This is a genomic window from Veillonella ratti (genome assembly GCF_003992115.1).
Lineage (GTDB): Bacteria > Bacillota > Negativicutes > Veillonellales > Veillonellaceae > Veillonella_A > Veillonella_A ratti.
Map to the genome: position 1 here is coordinate 1 of NZ_RQUX01000026.1, position 23,645 is coordinate 23,645.

Annotated in this window: 22 protein-coding genes; 6 read left to right on the forward strand and 16 right to left on the reverse strand. The window is 40.8% G+C overall.

Annotation, left to right across the window (positions count from 1 at the left end):
• The first annotated feature begins 347 nt into the window (after window positions 1–347).
• Window positions 348–1,694, forward strand: coding sequence for an SLC5/6 family protein (locus EO124_RS09420; RefSeq protein WP_127059299.1), 1,347 nt, complete (start codon window positions 348–350; stop codon window positions 1,692–1,694).
• A 265-nt stretch (window positions 1,695–1,959) separates the two neighbouring features.
• Window positions 1,960–3,363, forward strand: a complete 1,404-nt coding sequence (locus tag EO124_RS09425; protein ID WP_241230704.1) for an NAD(P)-dependent oxidoreductase — start codon at window positions 1,960–1,962, stop codon at window positions 3,361–3,363.
• A gap of 100 nt (window positions 3,364–3,463) precedes the next feature.
• Here the strand turns inward: EO124_RS09425 and EO124_RS09430 are convergent, their stop codons facing one another.
• From EO124_RS09430 to EO124_RS09465, 8 genes are all read right to left on the reverse strand, one after another.
• On the reverse strand, window positions 3,464–3,934 hold the full coding sequence (locus EO124_RS09430; protein WP_164726612.1) for a pyridoxamine 5'-phosphate oxidase family protein: 471 nt from the start codon (window positions 3,932–3,934) through the stop codon (window positions 3,464–3,466).
• Between the two features lie 52 nt (window positions 3,935–3,986).
• Window positions 3,987–5,195 carry a MalY/PatB family protein gene (locus tag EO124_RS09435; protein ID WP_127059301.1) on the reverse strand — a complete coding sequence of 403 codons (1,209 nt, stop codon included), beginning with the start codon at window positions 5,193–5,195 and terminating at the stop codon, window positions 3,987–3,989.
• 230 nt (window positions 5,196–5,425) lie between these two features.
• Window positions 5,426–6,193, reverse strand: a complete 768-nt coding sequence (locus EO124_RS09440) for a sugar phosphate isomerase/epimerase family protein (protein WP_127059302.1) — start codon at window positions 6,191–6,193, stop codon at window positions 5,426–5,428.
• An 8-nt stretch (window positions 6,194–6,201) separates the two neighbouring features.
• Complete coding sequence (locus EO124_RS09445; RefSeq protein WP_127059303.1) at window positions 6,202–7,287, reverse strand: ABC transporter ATP-binding protein; 1,086 nt, start codon at window positions 7,285–7,287, stop codon at window positions 6,202–6,204.
• A complete protein-coding gene (locus EO124_RS09450) occupies window positions 7,287–8,114 on the reverse strand; it encodes a carbohydrate ABC transporter permease (protein WP_127059304.1) in 828 nt (275 codons plus the stop codon). Before EO124_RS09450 ends, EO124_RS09445 begins: the two co-directional genes overlap by 1 nt.
• Complete coding sequence (locus EO124_RS09455; RefSeq protein ID WP_127059305.1) at window positions 8,104–8,982, reverse strand: carbohydrate ABC transporter permease; 879 nt, start codon at window positions 8,980–8,982, stop codon at window positions 8,104–8,106. The genes EO124_RS09450 and EO124_RS09455 overlap by 11 nt, the downstream gene beginning before the upstream one ends.
• A 106-nt stretch (window positions 8,983–9,088) precedes the next feature.
• Window positions 9,089–10,390, reverse strand: coding sequence for an ABC transporter substrate-binding protein (locus EO124_RS09460; protein WP_021840318.1), 1,302 nt, complete (start codon window positions 10,388–10,390; stop codon window positions 9,089–9,091).
• A gap of 214 nt (window positions 10,391–10,604) precedes the next feature.
• Entirely contained in the window at window positions 10,605–12,695 is a 2,091-nt protein-coding gene (locus tag EO124_RS09465; protein WP_127059306.1) for an OPT family oligopeptide transporter, read from the reverse strand.
• Window positions 12,696–12,947: 252 nt separating this feature from the next.
• Between EO124_RS09465 and EO124_RS09470 the strand changes: the two genes are divergently transcribed.
• Window positions 12,948–13,823 carry a polysaccharide deacetylase family protein gene (locus EO124_RS09470; RefSeq protein WP_127059307.1) on the forward strand — a complete coding sequence of 292 codons (876 nt, stop codon included), beginning with the start codon at window positions 12,948–12,950 and terminating at the stop codon, window positions 13,821–13,823.
• 182 nt (window positions 13,824–14,005) lie between these two features.
• Here EO124_RS09470 and ychF read toward each other — a convergent pair whose 3' ends face one another.
• The 8 genes from ychF to EO124_RS09510 all read right to left on the reverse strand — a co-directional run bounded on the left by ychF (window position 14,006) and on the right by EO124_RS09510 (window position 22,030).
• The gene (ychF, locus tag EO124_RS09475) at window positions 14,006–15,112 is read right to left on the reverse strand and encodes a redox-regulated ATPase YchF (RefSeq protein WP_127059308.1); all 1,107 of its coding nucleotides are present in this window, start codon (window positions 15,110–15,112) and stop codon (window positions 14,006–14,008) included.
• 122 nt (window positions 15,113–15,234) lie between these two features.
• Window positions 15,235–16,368, reverse strand: coding sequence for an ABC transporter permease (locus EO124_RS09480; protein WP_127059309.1), 1,134 nt, complete (start codon window positions 16,366–16,368; stop codon window positions 15,235–15,237).
• Window position 16,369: 1 nt separating this feature from the next.
• Window positions 16,370–17,872, reverse strand: a complete 1,503-nt coding sequence (locus EO124_RS09485; RefSeq protein WP_127059310.1) for an ATP-binding cassette domain-containing protein — start codon at window positions 17,870–17,872, stop codon at window positions 16,370–16,372.
• Window positions 17,869–18,843 (reverse strand): HlyD family secretion protein, encoded by a 975-nt coding sequence (locus EO124_RS09490; RefSeq protein ID WP_127059311.1) that lies wholly within the window; start codon window positions 18,841–18,843, stop codon window positions 17,869–17,871. The genes EO124_RS09485 and EO124_RS09490 overlap by 4 nt, the downstream gene beginning before the upstream one ends.
• 77 nt (window positions 18,844–18,920) lie before the next feature.
• A complete protein-coding gene (locus EO124_RS09495) occupies window positions 18,921–19,544 on the reverse strand; it encodes a TetR/AcrR family transcriptional regulator (RefSeq protein ID WP_127059312.1) in 624 nt (207 codons plus the stop codon).
• A 267-nt stretch (window positions 19,545–19,811) separates the two neighbouring features.
• Window positions 19,812–20,159, reverse strand: coding sequence for a winged helix-turn-helix transcriptional regulator (locus tag EO124_RS09500; RefSeq protein WP_127059313.1), 348 nt, complete (start codon window positions 20,157–20,159; stop codon window positions 19,812–19,814).
• Window positions 20,160–20,188: 29 nt separating this feature from the next.
• On the reverse strand, window positions 20,189–20,710 hold the full coding sequence (locus tag EO124_RS09505) for an SRPBCC family protein (protein ID WP_127059314.1): 522 nt from the start codon (window positions 20,708–20,710) through the stop codon (window positions 20,189–20,191).
• A gap of 348 nt (window positions 20,711–21,058) precedes the next feature.
• Window positions 21,059–22,030, reverse strand: coding sequence for a diaminopimelate dehydrogenase (locus EO124_RS09510; protein WP_127059315.1), 972 nt, complete (start codon window positions 22,028–22,030; stop codon window positions 21,059–21,061).
• A gap of 296 nt (window positions 22,031–22,326) precedes the next feature.
• Between EO124_RS09510 and rpsF the strand changes: the two genes are divergently transcribed.
• The 3 genes from rpsF to rpsR are packed head-to-tail and all read left to right on the forward strand — an operon-like array spanning window position 22,327 to window position 23,302.
• A complete protein-coding gene (rpsF, locus tag EO124_RS09515; protein ID WP_006555211.1) occupies window positions 22,327–22,611 on the forward strand; it encodes a 30S ribosomal protein S6 in 285 nt (94 codons plus the stop codon).
• A gap of 17 nt (window positions 22,612–22,628) precedes the next feature.
• Entirely contained in the window at window positions 22,629–23,030 is a 402-nt protein-coding gene (locus EO124_RS09520; protein ID WP_021840307.1) for a single-stranded DNA-binding protein, read from the forward strand.
• Between the two features lie 41 nt (window positions 23,031–23,071).
• A complete protein-coding gene (gene rpsR, locus EO124_RS09525) occupies window positions 23,072–23,302 on the forward strand; it encodes a 30S ribosomal protein S18 (protein ID WP_006555209.1) in 231 nt (76 codons plus the stop codon).
• The last annotated feature ends 343 nt before the right edge of the window (window positions 23,303–23,645 follow it).

A 23,645-nucleotide genomic window follows, 5' to 3' on the forward strand; every position in this document is an offset into this window, starting at 1 on the left:
GGGGTGGATATTACACCTTATTTTTATGAAAATATAAGAAATAACACGTAAATATTATAAAATATCAAATAATATAATATAATACAAAAATATAAAGTGAAAATAATTTAATTAATACTATAATTTATGTATGTTTACTATTAATTACTTGTTAATAAATAATTGAACACTGAGAAAGTACACTCTATGCAATATAATCATGATGATTAGTTGTCATTTTAGGTATGCTATGCTATCATACTTACATAAGATGTCTTTTCTGAACGGATACTTGGGGGCAGGTTTTAGAAAAGGACGAAAAGTGTTGTTTTTAGGTTTTACAGGTTTTACTATTAAGGAGTAAAGGTATGTTAGATGAAAGAACAGTAGTCCAAAAGGACATACCGGTTCAGGAGGAATTACCGGTATATGGCGAACAAACAACAATTCGCGAAAGTATTACTAAAACATTAGATGCCTCCAAATGGAATAAAGAAGACACCACCTGGATGTTAGGTTTATTCGGTACGGCTATCGGTGCGGGCGTATTATTCTTGCCAATCAACGCAGGTATCGGCGGTATCTGGCCATTATTGATGATTACCTTATTCGCATTCCCGGTAACATTCTTGGCTCACCGTGCATTAGCTCGTTTCGTTATGTCCGCTTCTTCACCGGATAAAGGTATCATCGGTGCGGTTGAAGAATTCTGGGGACCTACAGCAGCTCGTGTATTTAATGTAGTTTATTTTGTTGGTATTTATACAATCTTGTTATTATATTCCGTAGCGATTACCAACACGACTGACAGTTTATTACAGAATCAGCTCGGTATTGCCGGCGTTGATCGTGCATTAATTACGGTTGCTGTTATTGTTGGTTTATTGGCCATCGTTCGCATGGGCCAGGATATTATCGTACGCATCATGAGTTACTTGGTATATCCGTTTATTGCCACTTTATTGGTTATCGGTTTATACCTCATTCCTGAATGGAACACCGCTATTTTGACCTACCAGCCTGAAGGTGGTAGCAGCAGTGCTATGCTCATGACGTTGTGGATGACATTCCCGGTTCTTGTATTCTCGTTTAACCATTTCCCTATTATTTCTGCTTTCGTTATGAAAGAACGTCAGGAATATGGTGATGAACATGTAGATAAAAAATGTCACGATATTCAAAAATACGCTGTATTATTGATGTTCGGCGTTGTAATGTTCTTCGTTTACAGCTGTGTATTCGCCTTATCTCCGGCTGATTTGCAGGCTGCTAAAGATCAGAACATCTCCATTTTGTCCTACTTAGCTAACCACTTTAACACACCATTCATTGCTTGGTTGGCTCCAATCATCGCCTTCGTTGCGATTACTAAATCCTTCTTGGGCCACTATGTAGGTGCTTATGAAGGTTTACGCGACATCGTTATTGATTTAGGCCATGTTAATAAAAAAGAATTAAATGCTAAAACGGTTGACCGCATTATCTTGGCATTCATGCTCATTACTTGTTGCTTGATTGCTTATATCAATCCAAGCATTTTAGGTATTATCGAAACCTTGAGTGGTCCGGCTATCGCCTTTATTCTCTTGTTAATGCCTATGGTTGCTATTTTCAAAGTACCAAAAATGCAGAAATACCGCAGCGTAACAAACTATTTCGTTATTACTATCGGTATCATCACTGTAGCCGCTATGTTCTACGGTCTGTTCCAGTAATTGGATTAAAAAAGTTCATGATTAGGTTTGTAAGCCACCATCTGAGTCATTCTCAAAGGTGGCTTTTTTTATTATGGTCCTATACTGACAATATTTGTAAAAAAAGGCAATCGGCTAATTATGGCTTATTTTGTCAACTATTTACTAGCTACAGGCGTTATGGTATAGTAGAATTAGTTTTTAAAAAAGATATAGGGAAAAGGAATAGTATAAATTGACTCATCAATGAAGGCATTGATAAGTGAGAATTAGAGGAGGGATTTCCATGGTTGGACCGAATGAAGTGACAAATCAACAAGCAGGAAATATAGCAGCCAACGATGCGGCGGCGAAGGCTCGCCACCATGCGTACTTGGAAGATGCTGATTATACATTAGAGGAAGCCTTAGCGGAAGCTAAGCGTTGCTTAAACTGCGCGAAGCCTTTGTGCCGTACCGGTTGTCCGATTGAAAATGAGATTCCGCGCTTTATTCAAGCCATTGCGCGTGGCAACTTTGGGGAAGCCAATGATATTATTGGCGAACGCAGTAATTTACCGGCCGTTTGCGGTCGAGTTTGCCCTCGTGAAAAGCAGTGCGAAGGTCATTGTATTTTGAATCGTGCCAATAAGCCGATTAATATTGGTAAATTGGAACGTTTTGCGGCGGATTTTGAAAGCTTACACGGTTTACGTCGTATGAAACCGATTATTAAGGATCAAGGTAAAATCGGGATTATCGGTTCCGGTCCTGCAGGTCTTACCGTAGCCAGTGATATGGCCAAACTTGGTTATGAAGTAACGATTTTTGAAAAACAAGACGAACCGGGCGGCATTTTGCTGTATGGTATTCCGGCATTCCGCTTGAGTAAAGAAGTGGTGCATCGTGAGATTAATCGCCTTAAAGCTTTGGGCGTTAAATTCGAGTGTAATACGATTATCGGGCCGAATAAAACAATCGATTCTTTATTTGAAGAGGGCTATGATGCTATCTTCATCGCAACCGGTACTCATGTGCCGATGGAACTTCCTATGCGCGGTGATGAAAAACCGGGTGTTTTACAGGCCATGGCCTTATTGACAGCCGTTCAATTACACCAGAACGGTCGTGTCGGTGATGATGCGATTCCGGTTCAAAAAGGTGACCGTGTCGTTGTTATCGGTGCCGGTAATGTGGCCATGGATGCGGCTCGTACCTGTGTACGTTTAGGTGCTGAATCGGTTACGGTAGCGTATCGTCGCGGTGAAGCAAATATGAGCGCCAATCCGTCTGAATACGAAGAAGCAAAAGAAGAAAATATTCGCTTCAAGTTCTATGCGGCTCCATCCAGTGTAGAAGGAGACGTTGTCGTTGAAGGCTTACGTTGTGAAATTCAAGAACCACAGGAAGACGGTTCTATTCAACCAACCGGTCACTATGAAGTGATTCCGGCTGATAAGATTATTATTGCCATCGGTCATAAACCGAATGCACGCTTGGTTGGCCCGGGCAACGGCATTGAAGTTAACAAGGACGGCTATGTAGTAACGCGTGAAATGCCATATGGCATGACTAGCCGTAAAGGCGTATTTGCGGGCGGTGACGTAGTACATAAACCGGCTACCGTAGTACTCGCTATGCGTGCCGCTAAGAAGGTAGTAGAAGGCATGGTTAACTACTGCGAAGCTAAACGTTATTTGGGCGATATTTAATTGTTGTTTTAAATATTACTGAAATATAATATTTGAAAAATAAAACCTCCTATACCGGTTGGTGTAGGAGGTTCTTTCTATGTTATTTACTTTATTGTGGTCACTGATTAGCTTTACAGGTCAGTTCGCGTGCGACTAATTTTATGACTGCTACGGCTTTTAGCATGGCCGGTTTATATTCCCATTGGTCCTTACCGGTATAATGCGCCATGATGAGATTTAAGGCGGTTTCTTTTTCAGCTATATCTTCCACCAAAGAAGCATCGGCCGTACCGATAATACTGAAATAGGCAGAGGAATAATCGCAAGCTATGTCACCGGCCAATAACTCTTGACCGCCGTCCATTTCAAAAGCGGCATAGCCGGTGCGCTTAATCAAGTCGATTTTACGACCCATAGGAGCACTATGGCAATAAAAAGTATGTAGACCGTTTTCAAAAGAGTGAGCAAAATGAAGCAGTACTATGTATATTTGATCCTCATCGCGCAGGCCTAAGCGGATGGCCCGACAGCGACGAATGAGTTCGTTAATTGTGTTTTCATCAGTAATCTGACGATCGTGACGACGCATGGGCATCTCCTTTATAAAAAACTAAGGAATTATTGAGGATTCGCTTTAGATGTTACTTTGCGCTAATAGCCTTAATTCCTTTAATAATACGTTCGGCGGCTTCGCGCACCGTATCCGGATGAGCTGCCAAGTTGAAGCGTACAAAACCCGGTGTGGCCGGTGCAAAGTTAGGGCTCGTATTAACGCCGACACGGCACTGTTTTATCATGAATTCGTCGAGTTCTTCGGGCGTAACATAGGCTTTAAAATCGACCCAGGCCAGATACGTCGCTTCCAGCGGTGTAAATACCAACTTAGGTGCCGCTTCGATTAAGGCATTTTTCAAAATTTCATAGTTATCTTTAATTACGGCTAAAAGTCCACTTAACCAAGTATCCCCTGTCTGATAAGCTGTTTCTGTAGCCAGTAAATCCAGCACGGGGAGTTGTGTATGGTCTATGGTAGAGATATAGGCATCAAATTGTTTGCGGTGAGCTTCATTCGGAATAATCGTATGCGCTACAGGTAAAGAGGCCAAGTTGAAAGTTTTGGACGCACTGGTAATGGTAATAATGGAATCTTTGAAGCGGCCGTCCTGCACGGCTAAGGCCGGAATAAATGGATCTGGGCCAAAAATAAAATCTTCATGGATTTCGTCGCTTACGATGAGTATATTATTTTCTTCACAAAGGGTGAAGAGTTTAACCAGTTCCTCTTCCGACCAAATACGACTCACCGGATTGTGCGGATTGCAGAGAATGAAAACTTTAATGTTGTGCTCTTTAATCTTAGCTTCTACATCGTCAAAGTCGATATAATAGCGGCCCGTTTCGTCTTGTTGCAATTCGCTGCAGATTGGTGTGCGGCCTGTGTCTTGCGGTGTGCTGTAGAACGGATAATACACCGGTGAAAGAATAAGGATATTATCTTTTGGCTCAGTGAAGGCATGCAAAATCCAGAATAAGGTCGTTATTGTGCCGCTGGTGAAACGAAGCCAGTTTTTCTTAGGCGTATAGCCATGATGGCGCGTTAGCCAATCGATAAAGGTTTGATGATAGGTCGGACTGATTAAGGAATAGCCGAAAGCGCCGTGTTTAACGCGTTCCGTAAGAGCATCAATAACCGTTTCGGGCGCCTTAAAATCCATATCGGCCACCCACATAGGGATGACATCATCGGTGCGGAAACGTTGTTTTAAACCGTCCCATTTAACACTATTAGAGCCCCTTCGATCGAGGGCGTAGCGACTTAAAAATTCTTCTTTGGTCATAGTTTGATTCATTGTTACACCTCCTGTAACAGTGTGTATGTTAACGTATATTAATAGGAATTTAGCGTTAATTACAAGACTTTTAAAAGGAAGATACCTTTAATTTTAGTAAAAAGAAGCTGACTTTTAAATTTTACTTTGTAATTGACTTCATTATAACAAAATATAGTTTCACTTACAAAAATAGCCATACTAACCCTTTAAAGTTAAGTATGGCCGCTTTTGTAATTATTTTTAATAGTTTATTTTGTTGTCATTAAAGACTCTATAGAGTTCAAATGCTCTAATAATTGGTCTATAGATTTGAAAGTGCCATTGGCGTATTCTAAGACTTTAGTGGCATTTGGTGAATATGTGTTGATTGCTTTAAATAATTCTGTCCAATTGATAGAACTGGTACCGATAGGCTGATGTTCGTCTTTTTTTCCATTATTATCATGTAAATGATAAGCAATAATCTTTTTGTTTAAAGTTTGAATTACATGAGGTAAATTCCATTGATTAACATTAGCATGGCCTACATCAATCAATGAAACAATGTTAGGAAACTTAGTAAAGAGTTCAATATACTCAGATTCATTGAATAGATTATTTGTTAATAAACCTACATTTTCTACTGCTAGACGAGGTCCGGCAATATTTTGAGCCAATTTATCAAGTTCTTGAAGACGTTCGATAACTAAATTTTGTACATCTTCTTTATTTCCTGACCATTGTTCATTTGTATGGACAACGATAAATTCAGCATTAATTTCTTTGCCAAAAGTAATATCTTTCTTATAGCGGTTTAAGTATTGAGTATCATTAGGATCGGCTAAATTAACGGTTACACAAGGACCATGTAAAGATATATTGCGTGATTTAATTTGAAAGTTAGGTAATAAGGCCCGCCAATATTCTAATGGTCCAAATTCTACGAAAAACTCCATACCGAAATTTTGAGGTAAATTTTTAAGTGCATTTTTTTCAAATGCAGGAAATAGTAAATCGCTAATCGTAATAGTATTCATGTTTCCTCCTAGTGGCTTTGTTTTGAATTTAAATTAATGCCGGTTTCACTGTCAAAGAAACAAGCGTCATTCCAATTAAAATTAAGGCCTAGTGAATCACCGACATTAATTTTATTTTCTAATCCTGAAAATTGAATAAATCCTTTAATTGTATCATTTACTTGAAATAAACAGTTTTGAATATTACCTATATTTTCAATATATTGACATTGTCCATGTAACATAGCTCGTTCTACTGGAACAAGGCGTAATTTTTCCGGACGAATACCTACGGTAAGTGCCGGCGTTGTAAGTTTTTCTTTTACATATGGCGGTAATTCCAATGTAGAAGACCCGATGGTTACTTGACCGTTATTAGTTATTAAAGGCCATAAATTCATAGCCGGCGTACCAATAAATGAGGCTACGAATAAATTAGCCGGATTATCATATACAATTTCAGGTTTATCGAATTGTTGCAACACGCCTTCGTGTAAAATGGCGATTCGTTGACCGATGGTCATGGCTTCTACCTGATCATGAGTAACATAAATCATAGTAGAATTACAGCTTTCATGGATTTTAATAAGTTCTTGGCGGGCATGTTGACGAAGTTGTGCGTCCAAATTTGCCAAAGGTTCATCTAATAAAAAATACGGCGATTGTTTTACGATAGCACGACATAAGGCAACCCTTTGTTTTTGACCGCCCGATAGAGATTGAATTAGGCGATTTTCATAGCCTTTTAAATTCAACATTTCGATGGCGGCATTAGCCCGTTCTTTGATTTCAGACTGCGGTAGATTTTGTAGTTTTAGACCGAATACAATATTATCCCATACATTAAAATGAGGAAATAAAGCGTAGTTTTGGAAAACCATGGCTATATTACGATCTCCCGCCGGTACATCATTGATTAGAGTTTCCCCCATATATAATTCGCCATCACTAATGTCTTCTAAACCGGCAATCATGCGAAGCGTCGTACTTTTACCGGAACCGGAAGGTCCTAACAAGACCACTCGTTCCCCTTCTTTAATTTCAAAGCTTAATTGTTTAATGATTTCTTTTTCGTGGTAGGTTTTACTTACTTTATTAAAAACTATATTATGCATTATCCTTTAACTCCTGATTGAATAAATGTGTTGAGAATATATTTTTGGCAAATGATGAATAAAATAAATGGTAGAATGCTGGTCAATACGGCGAGTGCCATAGCTAAACCCCACTCGCTACCGCCTTCGGCACTGATAAACATTGGTAATGCTAAGGCCAAGGTATATTCTGTTTTACTTTTTAAAATAAGCAACGGCCAAAAATATTCATTCCAAGCATTGATAAAGAACATAATGCTAATGGAAATTACTGATGGTCTTACTAAGGGGAGAATAATATGCCATAAGATATACAGCGGTGAAGCACCTTCTAAAATGGCACATTCGTAAATACTTTTTGGAATACTGCGCATAGTTTGGCGCATTAAGTAAATACCCATGCCATCTACAATTTCTACGAGAATAACACCGTAAGGTGTATCTAAAAGTCCCAATGAAGAAATCAATAAATAATTAGGCATGATTAAGACGGACATAGGAATAAAAAAGGTTAGAACCATGGAATTGAATAGTAATTCTCTACCTTTAAATCGATAATAAACAAATCCGAATCCTGCAAGCAAACTGGTTATAATTTTAAAAATAGTAACCGTAATGGCAATAAAAAAGGTATTACCGGTAAATTGGAATATAGGGAATCGGTCCAGTACTGTAAAATAGTTGGATAATGTTGGGTTTTCCGGCAGCGGATTCAAAGGGTACTGGAAGATTTGATTTAAATCTTTTAATGAAGCCGACACTAAAAACACAATAGGCCATAAACAAATAAGTAGCGAAATTATAAGGATGATATGGCCGATAAGTTCCTTTTTTAGATTAATTTTCATAGTATACCTTCTTATCTAATACTTTATTACGCCACCAAGCAAATATAACGAATAATAACATCGTCAATACAGCATACGCCGCCGATTTGCCGACTTGATAGAATACGAAAGCATATTGGTAAATAACGTATACGAGGTTTGCACTGCCTTGATTAGGCCCGCCTTGCGTTAATATATTGACCGGAATCATGACGTATTGTAAGCCGAATACCACGGTAATAACAAAGACGTAGATTGCGGACGAAGATGTTTGGGGAATTATAATTTTACGTAAAATAACCCAATCAGAGGCTCCCTCTAAACGAGCTGCTTCAATCATTTCTTTGGAAACGGACATCATGGCAGCCAACATAAGAATAAAGTTATAGCCAAATACTTTCCAAGCAATAATCATGCTGATAGAGAAAATAACTAAAATTGGTTCTTTCAGCCAGCGAGGAGAATCAAGACCAAACATTTGTAAAATGGCATCAATAGGTCCTGCTAACGGATTATATATCCATAAGAACAGAATACTTGCAACGGATAGACTAAAAAGCGAAGGCATAAAGAAAAATACTTTGTATAGATTTTTTCCGTATTTAAGGACATAAGCTAAGATATAAGAATAAATATAAGGTAATACAAAGTTAAAAATTAAAAGAAATAGGACAAATAAAACTGTATTTACAATTACAGAATAAAATTCAGCCGTTTGAACGATATCAGTATAATTTGAAATTCCAACAAACTTAATCTTAGAACTTACCATATTCCATGAGAAGAAACTAAGAACTACATTGACGAGTAAAGGCCAATAATAAAAGACTGAAAAGAAGAATGCAGCAGGCAAGAACAGTAAATAGCCTGATTTTGAAAGACGATTCATATTAAAACTCCTTCTAAGCACAATTAGAATCAATAGACAAAAATAAAATCTAAGGTCTACTGATTCTAATGGCATTAATTTTACAATATGAAAATTTTTTTTAATATTACTTCAGTAAATCGTTAATTTTTAAAGCTGCTTCGTGTAATGCTTCAGATGCTGTTTTACTACCGTTAAGGATAACATCGCGGGCATCAATTAACACTTGTTCTGCTTGTAAGCCATTTTGTCCCGGGAAACTAACCCAAGGTGTTACATTAGGAAGCATTTCCATGGCTTTTTTAATATTTTCGTTTTCATCAATTAGTTTCTTGTATGGACCTTCTTGTGCCATATTTTTACGTGGCGGTAAGTAACCGGTACCAGTATCCCATTTCGTTAAGTTTTCAGCACTTTCCAAGTATTTTACGAATTCAACAGCGGCTTTTTGTTTAGCTTTATCTTTGCTGAGAATCATGAGGAAGTTACCGCCGGCAGGCACTTTAACTGGTTTATTGCCAAAGGCAGGGAAGGTTGTAGTCATTACTTTGAAGTTAGAAGATTTTTCAAAATTAGCACGTTTGCCAATGGTAGTTGCTACCATAGCTAATTTACCGGACGTAAAGCTTTGGAAACCTTCTTCATTAGTTGCGTGTAAGCCTGTGCCATTTTTAACCATATCGGCAATTACTTGGTAAGCATGAGCAGCTTCAGGGGTATCAAAACCGGCCTGCCATTTACCGTCTTTATGAGTTAACATGGTGCCGCCATTGGATTCAACGAGTGCTTGGTTGGTCCAAGTATCGGCATATTCTTGCATAAAGAATGCCGGATTACCTGTTTTTTCTTTAATTTGTTTAGCATATTCTGCTACTTCTTCCCATGTTTTCGGTGGTTTATTAGGATCTAAACCGGCAGCTTTAAAGATATCCGGATTATAGTATAAAACCGGTAAGGATAAGGAGTAAGGAACGCCGACTTGATCACCGTTATCTGTTTGTGCTAAACGAGCAATATTAGGTTCAAAGGTATCTTTGATAAAATTAGGATCTCCTGCATCAGCGAAAATTTTATCAATATTTTCCGTTTCAAAGTTTTCGTGTGCATAGTTTAAGAAGTTCCAACCCATTTGCACTACGTCCGGTGTTTGTCCAGATGCTAAAGCGGCCTGTAAGTTTTGAGTTAAGCCTTTGTACATATCCGGATTAAATTTCTCAGTGACTTTAATATTAGGATGTGTTTTGTTAAAATCGGCAACCAATTCACGAACTGTTTGTCCACCGAAACTATCGGATGCTACATGCCAATATTCAATTTCTACTACTTTGTCATTTGCTGAACCACTGTTTGAAGTTGAGTTGCCACAACCTGCAAGTACGAGCAAGGCCAGCATACAAAACAGGCCGGATAAAATGGCTTTTAATCTCATGATTTCCTCCTACCTTGAATAAGGTTTTAATATACTAGATTACAATTTAGTGCACCACATATTTTTCATTAAATCATAATAGTGTAAACATTCAAGATGAAAAATGTAAAATTTAATAAAAATTTTTCAAGGTTTTGTAAGATTTTTGTAGGAGACAAAAAAACTGCCATATCCTTGCGGACATGACAGTTTTCATGATTAGGTTTGTAAGATATTATTTATGTTCTTCTTCGTTAATGCGTTGGATTTCGAGTGCTTCTTCACGATTGAACTTAGTCGATAATACGAGATTTACGAAGTAAGCAATTGTAAGGATGAAGACACCTAAACCAAGCCATTCAGCAGTATTTGCAAAGTCTTTGCCAACCATGCTGAGTGGATCTTCGCCACCGCCGGAAGTTACGGAGATAACGATGATAACCGCAATAATTACACCGATTAAGCTTTCGCCTACGATCATACCGGAAGCGAAGAGAACGCCGCGACGGTTACATTGTTCAACATCGGCATCAGCCAATTCACCGCTACGTTCTTTAGCACGTTTTACTAAGTATTTACCAACGAAATAGCTCATCAAAGAACCGATAACGAGTGGCATTTCGAGGGAAGGTGGTAAGTAGATACCCATCCCGATAGCCAATGGCGGCAAGGATAAAGTAGCTGTAGTGCTCTTTAATACCAAGTTAACGATGATACCGATAATACCGATGCCAACACCGATAAGGATATAATCCCAATCAAGATTGGAGCTGAAGATACCTTGCGCAATTGTTGTCATCAAAGTAGCTTGCGGTGCCGACAAGGCAGCGGATGGATCCATTTCGGCACGAGGTAAAGCACCGGTGAAACCATAAGCTTCGTATAATAGGTTAAGAACCGGAGCGATAGCGATGGCGCCGGCTACGGAACCGATAAGTAAAGCTACCTGCTGTTTCCAAGGTGTAGCACCTACGAGTTGACCGGTTTTGAGGTCTTGTAAGTTATCGTTGGAAATAGCGGCGATACAAACAACCACACTGGTCATGAATAAGGCCATAGCAGTAGCGAATTTAACGCCCGCTTCAGTAGCGAATAAGTCATTGGCGGATGCAATGGCGAATACTACGAGGGACGAAATGATGATACCCAAAATACCGATACCGGAGATTGGGCTGGCGGATGTACCGATAAGACCGGCCATGTAACCGCAGGCAGCAGCTACGAAGAAGCCGATGCAAAGAGCGATAACGATACCGCAGATAACGAGTGTCCACATAAGAGCAGGACTGATGTCAACGGCACTTACGAAGGAGTAGAAACAAACAACGAGGCCAACTAAAATAAGCAAGAAAACAAGTGCGATAGTAGAAGGCTTCATATCTGTATCCATACGATGAGTTTCACGTTCTTCGCCGGACATTTTCATATTTTGAACGGAAATACGCATACCTTCAACAATTGGTTTTGCCAAGGTAATAAGGGTCCAAATAGCGGCAATACCGATACAACCGGCACCGATAAAACGAACCTTTTCTTTCCAAACGGCCATAGCGAAGGATTCTACCGACTTAGCATCGCCCATAGGCAATACGTTGGTCAAGTAAGGTACGAAACCGCCCCAGGCGATAATCATACCAACCAAGATAGCGATACCACTGGAGATACCGATAAGGAAACCGGCACCGAGTAAGGCAGTGGAGAAGCCGAGTGGGAACTGGGTAACCCCGCGGCCAACGCCGAACCAGAAGCTCATTTCACCGGCCAAGTAATGGAAGCCGTTGGTGAAAAGACTGATGATACCGGCAAAAATACCGCCGCTTACGATTTCTTTCATACCGCTGGCGCTTTGTTTAGCGCTGTCACCATGATTCTGACTGCCTACTTTAAGAATTTCAGCAGCCGCACGGCCTTCCGGATATGGAAGATCGCTGTTTACTACCATGGCACGACGAAGCGGAATCGTAAATAATACACCTAAACAACCGCCGCAGGCACAAAGTAATAAAGTTTGCATGTAAGGGAAGCCTTGCCAATAGCCTAGCATCAAGAGGCCCGGCAAAACGAAAATAACAGCCGATAAAGTACCGGCAGCCGATGCTTGGGTTTGAACCATGTTGTTTTCAAGAACGTTGGAGTCTTTGAAAAAACGAAGGATAGCCATGGAAATTACAGCGGCTGGAATGGAGCTGGAGAAGGTTAAGCCAACTTTTAAGCCCAAGTAAACGTTTGACGCGGTAAAAATAATAGTAATGAGTACGCCTAATAGCATACCGCGGAACGTCAATTCCGGCAGATGTAAGTCATGACTCATAAAATCATGCTTCATACTAACCCTCCTTGAGAGAATAAAAAAATAGAACATTAATAATCCTACAAGACGATTGTACAAAAACTGTGGACAAAATTCAATCTCAAATTTAACTCTATATTGTATACATCACAAATCATCATGAAAAAATGCAGAATATCATGATTTTTTCACCGTTTTTTGTTATATTATAAATATATAGTGTTTTTTGGCATGATTTAATGTATTAAAGTACATTAGCCATAAAGGGGAATGAAGGAGGAATTTTTTATGAAACAGAAATGGCAAAAATATATAATGGCCGCTGTATTCGGATCCATTGCTTTGGGCGGTTTTGGTGGCGTTAATGCCGCAGACGTGGCCGTTGTAAAAGTAGATTCCGAACCGGCTGCTGCTGTAGTCGATGACAACGGCGATATTGTGGCAGTACAGACGCCGACCGAAGCACATAACAATACGACCGGCGTTATGACTAAACGTGTATCTCAGGATATTTCGCCGGCTTCCAATAAAGCTATGTGGGAAGCATCCGATGAACTGTCGCGTGATGCGGATTTGGTGAAAGTTCCGGAAGCTAATGCGTACTATCAGCGCTTAGCGGTAGCGGTGCAACCGATTGCCATTAGCGGTGACCGTATACATGTTACCTATCCGACGGTAACATCCGTCAGCCCGGTGGTAACCAAGGAAATTAACAGTCGAATCACCAAATATGTACAAACATTGCAAAAGAATTTGGAGAAAAACAATCTTAAAGCGGATGTAAAAGAAAATCTGTACATGACGTATGATGTTAAAGCCAATGATAAAGGGATTTTCAGCGTAGTGCTTAAATCCTATACGATTGGTGATCAGGCGGCTAACGGTTTGAATACAGTGAAGGCTTTTACCTTCAACAGCACTAGTGGCAAAGTGTTGACCTTGCATGATTTTGGCGGCGTTAAATTAGATGAATTAAATCAGGCTATTGCCAATGATGAAGATTTAAAGCCACAGTTTTTCCCTGAAAACAGAACGGTCGATAAAGTTCCGTCCGATTTCTATGCTACGGAAGACCATGAAATCTTTGTTATCTTCCAGCAGGGTACCGTAGGGCCTATGTCTTCCGGTACGATTTATGTACCAATGGGCAAGTTGAAATACTAAGTCAAATTTAATATGACAGCTTAGCCGGCAAACAGAATAAGTAGGATAAAAAAATGTACGCAGTTCCGATTTTGGACTGCGTACATTTTTGTTATAGCCAATAAGCTATTAATGTTTATTTTATTTTTTTTACCGGTAACCGTTATATCGTAACGTTATATTTTAACATTATATATTAATGCTTACACATTGAAGCGGAAGTAGGTTACATCGCCGTCTTTCATGACATAGTCTTTACCTTCGAGGCGAACGAGACCTTTTTCTTTGGCCGCATTCTGGCTGCCGCAAGCTACAAGGTCGTCAAACGCTACGATTTCCGCACGGATAAAGCCTTTTTCAATATCGGAGTGAATTTTACCGGCTGCCTGAGGAGCTTTGGTGCCTTCGACGATAGTCCAGGCACGAGCTTCCATTTCACCGGCTGTGAAGAAGTTGATAAGACCCAATAAGGAGTAGCTGGCTTTAATCAATTTAGTTAAACCACTTTCGGTAAGGCCGAGTTCTTCAAGGAATGCAGCCGCTTCTTCATCGGATAATTCAGCGATTTCCGATTCGATACGAGCGGATACAACAACTACGCCGGAACCTTCGTTGGCGGCATATTCTTCTACTTTTTTTACATATTCGTTAGCTTCATAGTCGGAGATTTCATCTTCTGATACATTGGCTACGTATAAAGATTTTTTAGCTGTTAATAAAGTTAACTCTTTCAGGAGTTCTAATTCTTCTTCGTCCAGACCTTGAGCGCGAACCGGAATAGCTTCGCCGAGACCTTCGATGACTTTTTCCAAAATAGGAAGCTCGATGCGAGCATCTTTGTCCCCGCTTTTGGCGATTTTTTCAATACGCTGTTTGCGTTTTTCAACGGAATCAAGGTCAGCCAAGCAAAGCTCCGTGTTGATGATTTCAATATCACGAATCGGATCGATGGAACCGGCGACATGGGTGATGTTAGGGTCATCAAAACAACGTACAACCTGGGCGATAGCGTCAACCTGGCGGATGTGGCTAAGGAATTTATTGCCCAAACCTTCGCCTTTGGACGCACCGGCTACGAGACCGGCAATGTCAACGAAGCGCATAGCGGCAGGAATAATTTTTTTAGATTTAAACATAACGGCCAATTGATTGATGCGGTCATCCGGCACGTCAACGACACCTACGTTAGGTTCGATTGTACAGAACGGATAGTTGGCCGCTTCGGCACCGGCCTTGGTAATAGCGTTAAACAGCGTACTTTTGCCTACATTAGGAAGGCCTACAATACCTACTTCAAGATTTGTACTCATTTCATTCTCCTCACTCATCAGTTAGTCAGTTAAGGTGATTATGGGAACCACCGACGTCTATGGTAGTTATAAATTACTATGTTAACAATTTATTATAACATAGAAACTGCGCGGATGCACTGTTAACCGTTTTTACGTTTGTTGGTAAAGGTGTGGATACTGATAAAACCGGTGATGACGATGAAGGTGAGGAGGGCAAAAATCTGCGGCCATAAATACTCGATGCCAATTCCTTTTAACATAATCCCACGAATGATGATCAAGTAGAAGGTCATTGGCATGATGGCGCCAAGATATTGGAAAATGGCATCCATGGCCACGCGAGGGAACATAAAGCCGGATAGCAAAATGCTCGGCATATATACTAAGATTGACATCTGCATGGCTTGAAGCTGTGTTTTGGCCACGGTGGAAACGAGGATTCCCAGCATCAATGAGGCGATGAGGAAGATGGTCGTCGTCATAAAAAGGACGAAAAAACTGCCTTGAAACGGTACGTCGAATAGTAAAATCCCCGCTACCAAGGCGATACCCGCCTGTGCGTAGCCGATGAGTACATAGGGAATTACTTTGCCGATGATGATTTCGTAGTCTTTGAGCGGCGTTACCATTAATTGCTCCAAGGTACCTACTTCCTGCTCGCGCACGATGGCCATGGCCGTAATACTTACCAAAGTCATGGTAATCATAAGACTGATAATGCCCGGCACAATGTTATAGGCTGTTATGAAATCCGGATTGAACCACGGATTAATTTTTACTTCAATGGCATTACCGGACGGCACCGCTTGCCCAGTAGCCAGCAGACGTTGTGACGTAATACTTAGAGAACGTTGCTGCCCTAAGAGTTGTGCCGTACTGATGGCGCTGTTGGCTATCGTATTATCACTGGCATCGACGATGAGCTGCATTTCCGCGGTTCGACCGTGTTTAATATCTTCACTGAAGGTGGGCGGAAAGGTGAGGGCCGCTACGGCCTTACCGGAATAAATGCTGTCCAGCATGGCCTGATTGCTATTGACATATTCAACGACATCGTAGTAGGAGGTGCCCACGAAGGCATTAATGAGCTCGCGGCTTTCTTCACTGCGTGATTGGTCATAAATGACCGTCGGTACATGTTTTACATCGGTATTGATGGCGTAGCCGAAAATAATGAGCTGCATTAAGGGCATTAAAATCAGCATAAATAAGGTGGCTTTATCCCGTTTCATCTGGTGAAACTCTTTTATCAGTATAGCCCAAATTCGTTGCATATCATCGACTCCTAGCTTGTTTCATATAATAAATAAACGCGTCTTCCAGATTCCTGGCATTTGGTGTGGTTTCCTTTAACACTTTAGGACGACCTTCGATAATCTTTTGGCCCTTGTCCATAAAGAGAATGCGGTCGCATTGTTCCGCTTCGTCCATGAAGTGAGTGGTTACCAAAATCGTGGTGCCTCGGTCGGATAATTTATTGATGACGCCCCAGAATTGGCGACGCGTCAACGGATCGACACCGCTGGTCGGCTCATCCAGGTACACGATGGACGGTTTATGTAAAATGGCGGCCCCTAAAGAGGCTCGTTGGCGCCAGCCCGTCGGTAATTCGCGGACTAAACGGTTCTTAATGTCGTGTAATTCCAGTTCGTCGATGACGGTTTCGATGCGTTCCGCTAATTCAGCCTTTTTTAAGCCGTAGACGCGGCCGTAAAATGTGAGGTTTTCCATGACGGTTAAATCGGCATAGAGACTGAATTTTTGAGACATGTAACCGATGCTTGATTTTATGAGTGACACATGCTTAGTCACATCTGTATTGAGCACTTCAATTTGACCGGTTGTAGGGGTTAACGTGCCGCAGAGCATACGTATAGTCGTGGATTTACCGCAACCGTTGGAGCCGAGCAGTCCGAAGATTTCCCCTGCTTTAATAGTAATATTAAGATTGTTGACGGCTGTAAAATCACCGAAGCGGCGCACTAAATCTTGCGTTTGAATAACAACCGGTTTATTGGCGAGTCGCTCAAAGTCATGTTGCACCGTATAATCAGCGGTGAGTTCGTTATTTTTATTGACGAGACGAATGTATACTTCGTCCAGTGTCTGGTCTCTAGCCACCTTCGTTTGAGTGCGTAATTCCTGCGGCGTGCCGAGAGCTAAGATTTGACCGGCTTCAAAAAAAGTAATTTGCGAGCAGTAGTCCGCTTCGTCCATGAAGGGCGTGGCTACCACCACGGTGGTACCTGCTTGGTTGATTTTTTTGATTAAAGTCCATAATTCACGGCGTGATAAGGGGTCGACACCGGTTGAAGGCTCATCCAAAATGAGCAACTTTGGCGTGTTTAAAAGGGCTACGGCTAAAGCCAACTTTTGCTTCATACCGCCGGATAAATCATTGGCTATGCGGTCTTTAAAATTGCCGAGGCCTACATATTCGGCAAGAATATCACATTTATTGTAAAGTTCATCCTTACTGAGTCCATACAAACGGCCATACAATTCGAGGTTTTCATACACACTCAGATTGGGATATAAAGCGAAGAGTTGTGACACATAGCCGATAGTGTGTTTTATATCGAGCGGCGAGGCGCCGTTAATATCGATGGTGCCTTCGTTGGGGGCGGTGAGGCCGCAAAGCATGCGTAGGAGCGACGATTTGCCGGCACCGTCGGCACCAACGAGACCGAACATTTCGCCGTCCGGAATGGTCAGGTTGATTCCCTTAAGAGCCTTAACATCGCCATACTCTTTGTGGACATTTTGAATGGTAATCATGGAATCACCACATCCACCGGCATGCCCGGTTTAAGAATTTCTTCACCATTCTTTACTTTAACCCGCACTTTATATACTAAATTTGAGCGTTCCGTTTTGGTAATGCTTTGGCGTGGTGTATATTCTGCTTCGGGGCTGATGCGTTCAATATAGCCTTCAAAGATTTGGTTAGGTAAGCCGTCTACTTTGATTTGCGCTTTGTCGCCCACTTTGATAAGAGCCAGTTGTTCCGTTGATACATAGATGTGAACCCACGCATCCTGCATATCGGCGATAGTTAAAACAGGAGCGCCTGCTTTTACATATTCACCTTTATTGTAGTTTTTGGTTAAAACAAGGCCGTTAACCGGGCTTTTCATAATTAAATCTTCCACGCGGCTTTGAGCAGAAGCGACATTAGCATTTAAGGCTGCTACCTGAGCCTGGGCAGCGGCAATCTGCTGACTTCGTGTGCCCTGCAGTAATTCTTGGTAATCAGCCGTAGCTTTGGCGAGGTTCTGCTGGGCTACCTCATAGGCTTGTTGTTTTTGATCGCGAACTTGGGCGGATACAGCATCTTCGGCATATAAAGCGTCATAGCGATTAAATTCACGTAGCGCTTGGTCGCGGGAAACGGTCGCTGAGTCAACCAAGGCTTTGTATGCTTTGATTTGATCTTCACGGGCACCGGCTTGTAAATCCGCTAAGTTGGCGGCCCCTTGAGCGAGCGAGGCTTTAGCGGCATCAAGAGCTGTGTTGGTGGTTGGTTCAGATAGGGTGAACAGTGTTTCACCGGCGGTGATGCGGCTGCCAAGATCCACATCGAGGCCTGCAATATAGCCGCTGCTACGTGGTGTAATATCGTATTGATGCACTTCAATGGTGCCCACTGTGTTCACCTTATCGGTAGTTGTGCGGGGGTAGAAATAGTAGATGGCGATGCCGATTAAAAGAATCAGCACCAGACCGATAGGTATATATTTCTTTTTCATAAAAGACTCCTTAGTTAAGTAGTAAAAAGTGGATATCACTTGATATCAGAGATTCGGGGTACATTTTATGTTTCGGTTCAAATCTCGTGTTCCGGGAAATAGGTATCAAAAAAGAATTGCAATGAAGCCTTGGTTTCTTCCGGTGAAAGGAAGACATCTTTCATTGTTTTAACAGCCTCATTGATAGAGGCGCTGTAAATAACCGGAAATAGCAAAACGGAAATCAAATGACTGAATATAATTTTACTTTGACTTTGAATTGATTCATCGGATGCTTCCGGTTGCTGCGCTTTGATGAGGAGCGCCACATGATTCATTATTTTTGCAACCCCTTGGGCTCGTAAGAACTTAAGATAAGTCATCTGGGTCGGGAAGGTTTGCTTTGATGAAAAGAGATAGAAAATAAATTTTTTATGCTTAGCTAAGTGTTGTTGGTATTGCAATAAAAAATCGAATAAACGCTGTCTGGCAGGTCGTTTTTCGTCCTCTAAGAGTGTGAAAAACTCTTTGGCACGGATGAGGATTTGGTTGATTACCTCGTTGAACAGATTGTCCTTGTTTTTAAAATGGTAATTGACGAGTGCCACATTGACGTCTGCTTCGGCGGCAATCATGCGCACGGTAATGCTGCTGATATCGTCATTGTCGAGCATTAAGCGATAGGTTGTGTTGATGATTTTATCTTTGGTTGATTCGGCCATAATGTTGTCCTTTACTTATACTAATAGAAGAATACTAACATTTATTACGCTGTTTAAAGTCCTATATTTTTGTGATTTAAACATTGTTTAATTACAATTTAATTTTAAACGTTGTTTAAATTAAAAGCAAGCTATGCATGAAATAAAGTACAGATAAAACAAGTTAATTACGATAAATAAGGAATTGAGCAATAAAAAAGCAACTTAAAGATGTTATCTCTAAGTTGCTTTAAAGAGGAATTTTTAGTTGTTAATATTACTCAGTATTTACGAATTACAGTCTTTTGGTACAATTCTATCTCCCATATACGTTTTGCCCCAGTCACACATGGACTCGATAATAGGGGATAAAGTGAGACCGAATTCCGTTAAGCTGTATTCTGTTTTAGGAGGGACTACGGGATAGACTTTGCGCTCGATAACGCCCGCATCTTCCAGTTCACGCAGTTGCTGGGTTAACATTTTTGGGGTTGCCTGAGGAATGACGCGCTGGAGTTCACTGTAGCGATGAGTCCGTTCCAATAAATGCCATAAGATAATACATTTATATTTGCCACCCAATAGGCTTAAAGCCGCTTCGACAGGGCATTGGAACATAGAGTTTTTTGTAGTCATTAGTAATCCCTTCCTAAAAATATAATTTATTATTTACCGGCTTTTGCTTTTAATAAAGTAGCCGCTAAGCCACGGAGCCAGTCCTGATGACCGATATTCATTGGATCAGTTGGATCTTCGTGTAAAGCCACAGCCGGTTTGCCAATTTGAGATTCTTGAGTCAAAATGCGCACACGATTTTCCGATAAATCTTCAATTAGCCAAGCATGGATTACATCAAGACGAGTTTCTGCATCGCCTTCAGCCCAGCCGTGCCAAGCTAAACGCCCCGGTTGATTAGCGGTTGGTGCTTCAAATTCGGTAATTTCCGCTTCAATAGGGAAACCGAATGTTTTAAAACGAAAACGTGTGTTTTCAGCAAGTTTGGTGCCTTTGGTATTATCGAACTTCACATCGGCCACGTTTTTATAATAAGTTGGCCAAATGGCGGTATCGATTAAATTGTCAAAAGCTTCGGTAGCCGTAACGCCTTGGATAATCACTTCATTGGAAGCAAAGTTGTCGGTTGTACCCGGTAAATATTCATGTGGCCAATTAATTTCATGTAACATAGTGTATCTCCTTATATTGTAACATAGTCTTGGTTATTTATTTTGCAGTATTAAATGTTAGTATTCGGTAATGAATTCTAATTTATTAATGTATTTGTAAATTTTGAAAACAATTTTTATCAGCTGATGGATTCATTATATGCTAAATGTGATTTGAAAGGAAGAATGCACTTTAAAGTGCTATAGTACCCAAAAAGATAGTATAGAGGTTTCAAAGTAGTGTACTACTGATTTAAACGTGCAGTTAATACATAAAAAGAGACCGTAACGATAACAGAAAATCTGTTTTCGTTACAGCCTCTTAGTATATAGGTTATTCGATTGTTGGTATTAATATATTGTTACGAATTATAAAGAATGAGCACGCAATTCTTCGGCACTGTGAGTGGAAATCCAAGCCGGTGGAATATCGAACACAGTGTAAGCACCGGTGCCACCGTGTTTTGCCAAGCGATAAATACCGCGTGCATAGGCAGTCAATACAGAGCCGGTGAATTCAGGATTGCTGTCGAGTTTTAAAGAATATTCTACAACGTGACGGGTACCTTCGGTGCTTTCACCGCTGCGAAGTACGAAACCGCCGTGTGGAATGCCTTTATGGTTTTTGTCGAGTTCTTCTTGGGAAATAAAGTGAATGATGGTTTCATAACCAACGAAGTAGTTTTCCATGGTTTTGATTTCGTTTTCAATCTTAGCTTTGTCAGCCCCTTCAGCGGCTACTACGTAGCATTCACGAAGATGGCCGGATTGAGCCGTTACTTCAGGAGTCTGCCCCTGACGAATCTGTTCCAAATATTCTTCGCGAGGTACAGTATATTGACGAGCATCTACTACGCCATCCAAGCGACGAATGGCATCAGAGTGACCCTGGCTTACACCACGACCCCAGAAGGTGTAGGATTTACCCTGTGGCAAAATGCTTTCGGCAAAAACGCGTTGTAAGGAGAACATGCCCGGATCCCAACCGCAGGAGATTAAAGCGGCATTGCCACCTTCTTTAGCTGCTTTGTTCACGTTTTCAAAATGTTCCGGAATGCGTGCATGGGTGTCGAAGCTGTCGATAACGGTGAAATGTTTAGCCACCATCGGAGTCTGTTCGATTAAGTCCGTAGCGGAACCGCCGCAAAGAACCATAACGTCGATTTTGCCTTTGAAGCTTTCCAATTCACTCATAGCGTAGCTTGGCACGCCGCTCACTGTTTCTAAACCGCTGCGACGAGAAAAAACACCAATTAATTCCATGTCCGGCTGTAATTTTACAGCCGCTTCTACGCCACGGCCCAAGTTGCCGTAGCCTACAATGCCTACTCTGATTTTCATAGGTCAAACCTCCTACATATATAATAATATTGTAATCATTGCAATCTTTTTGATATACACTCTTATTTAAGTATACTCTGTGTAGAGTTCGGTGTATAGTTAAAAATGTCATTTTCTATAGAAAATTAGAATAGTATAAACAGCAAATAGTAATTATTGGAAATTTTGGGCTTTTTTTCATAAAAAATTTGCCTTTTTATTAGAATTAGTATATAATTGAAAAGCTTATTGATGGTAAGCGCTTCCTACCCCTATGGAAGATAGGGGCATATGTCCAAAAGAGGAGGTGATTTTGTATGAACAAATACGAAGTCATGGTGATTGTGAAACCAGCCGAAGAAGAGACAACCAACGCGGTTATTGAAAAAGTAGAAGCTTTGATTGCTCGTGTAGGCGGCACAGTAGAAAAGGTAGATCGTTGGGGCAAGCGTCGTCTTGCTTACGCAGTGAAAAAATTCACTGACGGTTTCTACGTATTGGTTAACTTTGAAGCAGATCCTGCAGAAATCAAAGAAATCGATCGTGTATTAAAAATCAACGATGATGTCCTTAAACACCTAATTGTTAAACACGGCAAGTAAGCTCTGGGAGGTTTACTATGAACTCAGTACAGATCTTAGGTAATTTAGCTCGTGACCCTGAAGTGCGCTTTACTAAAACAGGTAGAGCCGTAGCATCATTTACAGTGGCTGCGACAAACACATATTTTGATTCCACTACCAATGAACAGAAGGAACAAACCGCCTTCATTAATTGTGTAGCTTGGGGTAAATTAGGGGAAGCAGCTGGTAACCTACGTAAAGGGAGCCGTTGTTTCGTTGAAGGTCGTTTGAATACCCGTTCTTATGAAACTCAGGATGGGCAAAAACGCTATGTAACTGAAGTAGTAGCCAACTTTGTTGGCACATCGTTAGATACTCAGAACACCGACAGCTTCGGTGGCGGGTCTTCTAATTTTGACAACTTCGGAAGCAGCAACGATGAAAACATTCCGTTCTAGTGTTTAGGACTCCTACTAATTCGAAAAGGAGGATTCACATAATGAGAAGAGATAGAAGCAGAAAACCAAGAAGAAAAGTATGTAACTTCTGCGTTGATCATGTAGATCAAATCGACTACAAAGATATTGCTAAACTTCGTCGTTTCACGACTGAACGCGGCAAAATTCTTCCACGTCGTATTTCCGGCACTTGCGCTAAACATCAGCGTAAATTAACATTAGCAATCAAACGCGCTCGCGCTATTGCTTTGTTGCCATTCACAGCAGAATAATACTTTATAGCTTGATATGAAGTATTAAACCCCGGTAACCGAAAGGTTGCCGGGGTTTTTTATTTTTAGAGTTTATAAATTTTCTTGTAAAAAATGGTAGCTGTGTTATAATGAATTTACAAAGTTGACTTGCGAAGGATTTAAGCTGGGTTCCCGAATGGGAGTAGGTTTTATACTTAGAATTCCCATGCTCCTGGGGTCAACTTATTTTTTTATTCTGTTACGCAGATTTTGGCCTATAGGACATTTTGAGTTTTCAGTTTCATTAATATTTGTCGAGAGACTCATAAATAATGTAACACCTCGTTTCGAATTTTTCTATAAATTCATAGAAAGTATATTA

What these genes read in the sequence shown, in the direction of transcription:
- EO124_RS09485 (WP_127059310.1), bottom strand. Translation starts at nt 17,872, where the DNA reads ATGATTACCATTCAAAATGTCCACAAAGAGTATGGCGATGTTAAGGCT.
- EO124_RS09440 (WP_127059302.1), bottom strand. Translation starts at nt 6,193, where the DNA reads ATGAATACTATTACGATTAGCGATTTACTATTTCCTGCATTTGAAAAA.
- rpsR (WP_006555209.1), top strand. Translation starts at nt 23,072, where the DNA reads ATGAGAAGAGATAGAAGCAGAAAACCAAGAAGAAAAGTATGTAACTTC.
- EO124_RS09495 (WP_127059312.1), bottom strand. Translation starts at nt 19,544, where the DNA reads ATGGCCGAATCAACCAAAGATAAAATCATCAACACAACCTATCGCTTA.
- EO124_RS09450 (WP_127059304.1), bottom strand. Translation starts at nt 8,114, where the DNA reads ATGAAAATTAATCTAAAAAAGGAACTTATCGGCCATATCATCCTTATA.
- EO124_RS09420 (WP_127059299.1), top strand. Translation starts at nt 348, where the DNA reads ATGTTAGATGAAAGAACAGTAGTCCAAAAGGACATACCGGTTCAGGAG.
- EO124_RS09500 (WP_127059313.1), bottom strand. Translation starts at nt 20,159, where the DNA reads ATGACTACAAAAAACTCTATGTTCCAATGCCCTGTCGAAGCGGCTTTA.
- EO124_RS09480 (WP_127059309.1), bottom strand. Translation starts at nt 16,368, where the DNA reads ATGCAACGAATTTGGGCTATACTGATAAAAGAGTTTCACCAGATGAAA.
- EO124_RS09505 (WP_127059314.1), bottom strand. Translation starts at nt 20,710, where the DNA reads ATGTTACATGAAATTAATTGGCCACATGAATATTTACCGGGTACAACC.
- EO124_RS09520 (WP_021840307.1), top strand. Translation starts at nt 22,629, where the DNA reads ATGAACTCAGTACAGATCTTAGGTAATTTAGCTCGTGACCCTGAAGTG.
- EO124_RS09455 (WP_127059305.1), bottom strand. Translation starts at nt 8,982, where the DNA reads ATGAATCGTCTTTCAAAATCAGGCTATTTACTGTTCTTGCCTGCTGCA.
- EO124_RS09490 (WP_127059311.1), bottom strand. Translation starts at nt 18,843, where the DNA reads ATGAAAAAGAAATATATACCTATCGGTCTGGTGCTGATTCTTTTAATC.
- EO124_RS09435 (WP_127059301.1), bottom strand. Translation starts at nt 5,195, where the DNA reads ATGAATCAAACTATGACCAAAGAAGAATTTTTAAGTCGCTACGCCCTC.
- EO124_RS09445 (WP_127059303.1), bottom strand. Translation starts at nt 7,287, where the DNA reads ATGCATAATATAGTTTTTAATAAAGTAAGTAAAACCTACCACGAAAAA.
- EO124_RS09425 (WP_241230704.1), top strand. Translation starts at nt 1,960, where the DNA reads ATGGTTGGACCGAATGAAGTGACAAATCAACAAGCAGGAAATATAGCA.
- EO124_RS09510 (WP_127059315.1), bottom strand. Translation starts at nt 22,030, where the DNA reads ATGAAAATCAGAGTAGGCATTGTAGGCTACGGCAACTTGGGCCGTGGC.
- rpsF (WP_006555211.1), top strand. Translation starts at nt 22,327, where the DNA reads ATGAACAAATACGAAGTCATGGTGATTGTGAAACCAGCCGAAGAAGAG.
- EO124_RS09460 (WP_021840318.1), bottom strand. Translation starts at nt 10,390, where the DNA reads ATGAGATTAAAAGCCATTTTATCCGGCCTGTTTTGTATGCTGGCCTTG.
- ychF (WP_127059308.1), bottom strand. Translation starts at nt 15,112, where the DNA reads ATGAGTACAAATCTTGAAGTAGGTATTGTAGGCCTTCCTAATGTAGGC.
- EO124_RS09430 (WP_164726612.1), bottom strand. Translation starts at nt 3,934, where the DNA reads ATGCGTCGTCACGATCGTCAGATTACTGATGAAAACACAATTAACGAA.
- EO124_RS09470 (WP_127059307.1), top strand. Translation starts at nt 12,948, where the DNA reads ATGAAACAGAAATGGCAAAAATATATAATGGCCGCTGTATTCGGATCC.
- EO124_RS09465 (WP_127059306.1), bottom strand. Translation starts at nt 12,695, where the DNA reads ATGAAGCATGATTTTATGAGTCATGACTTACATCTGCCGGAATTGACG.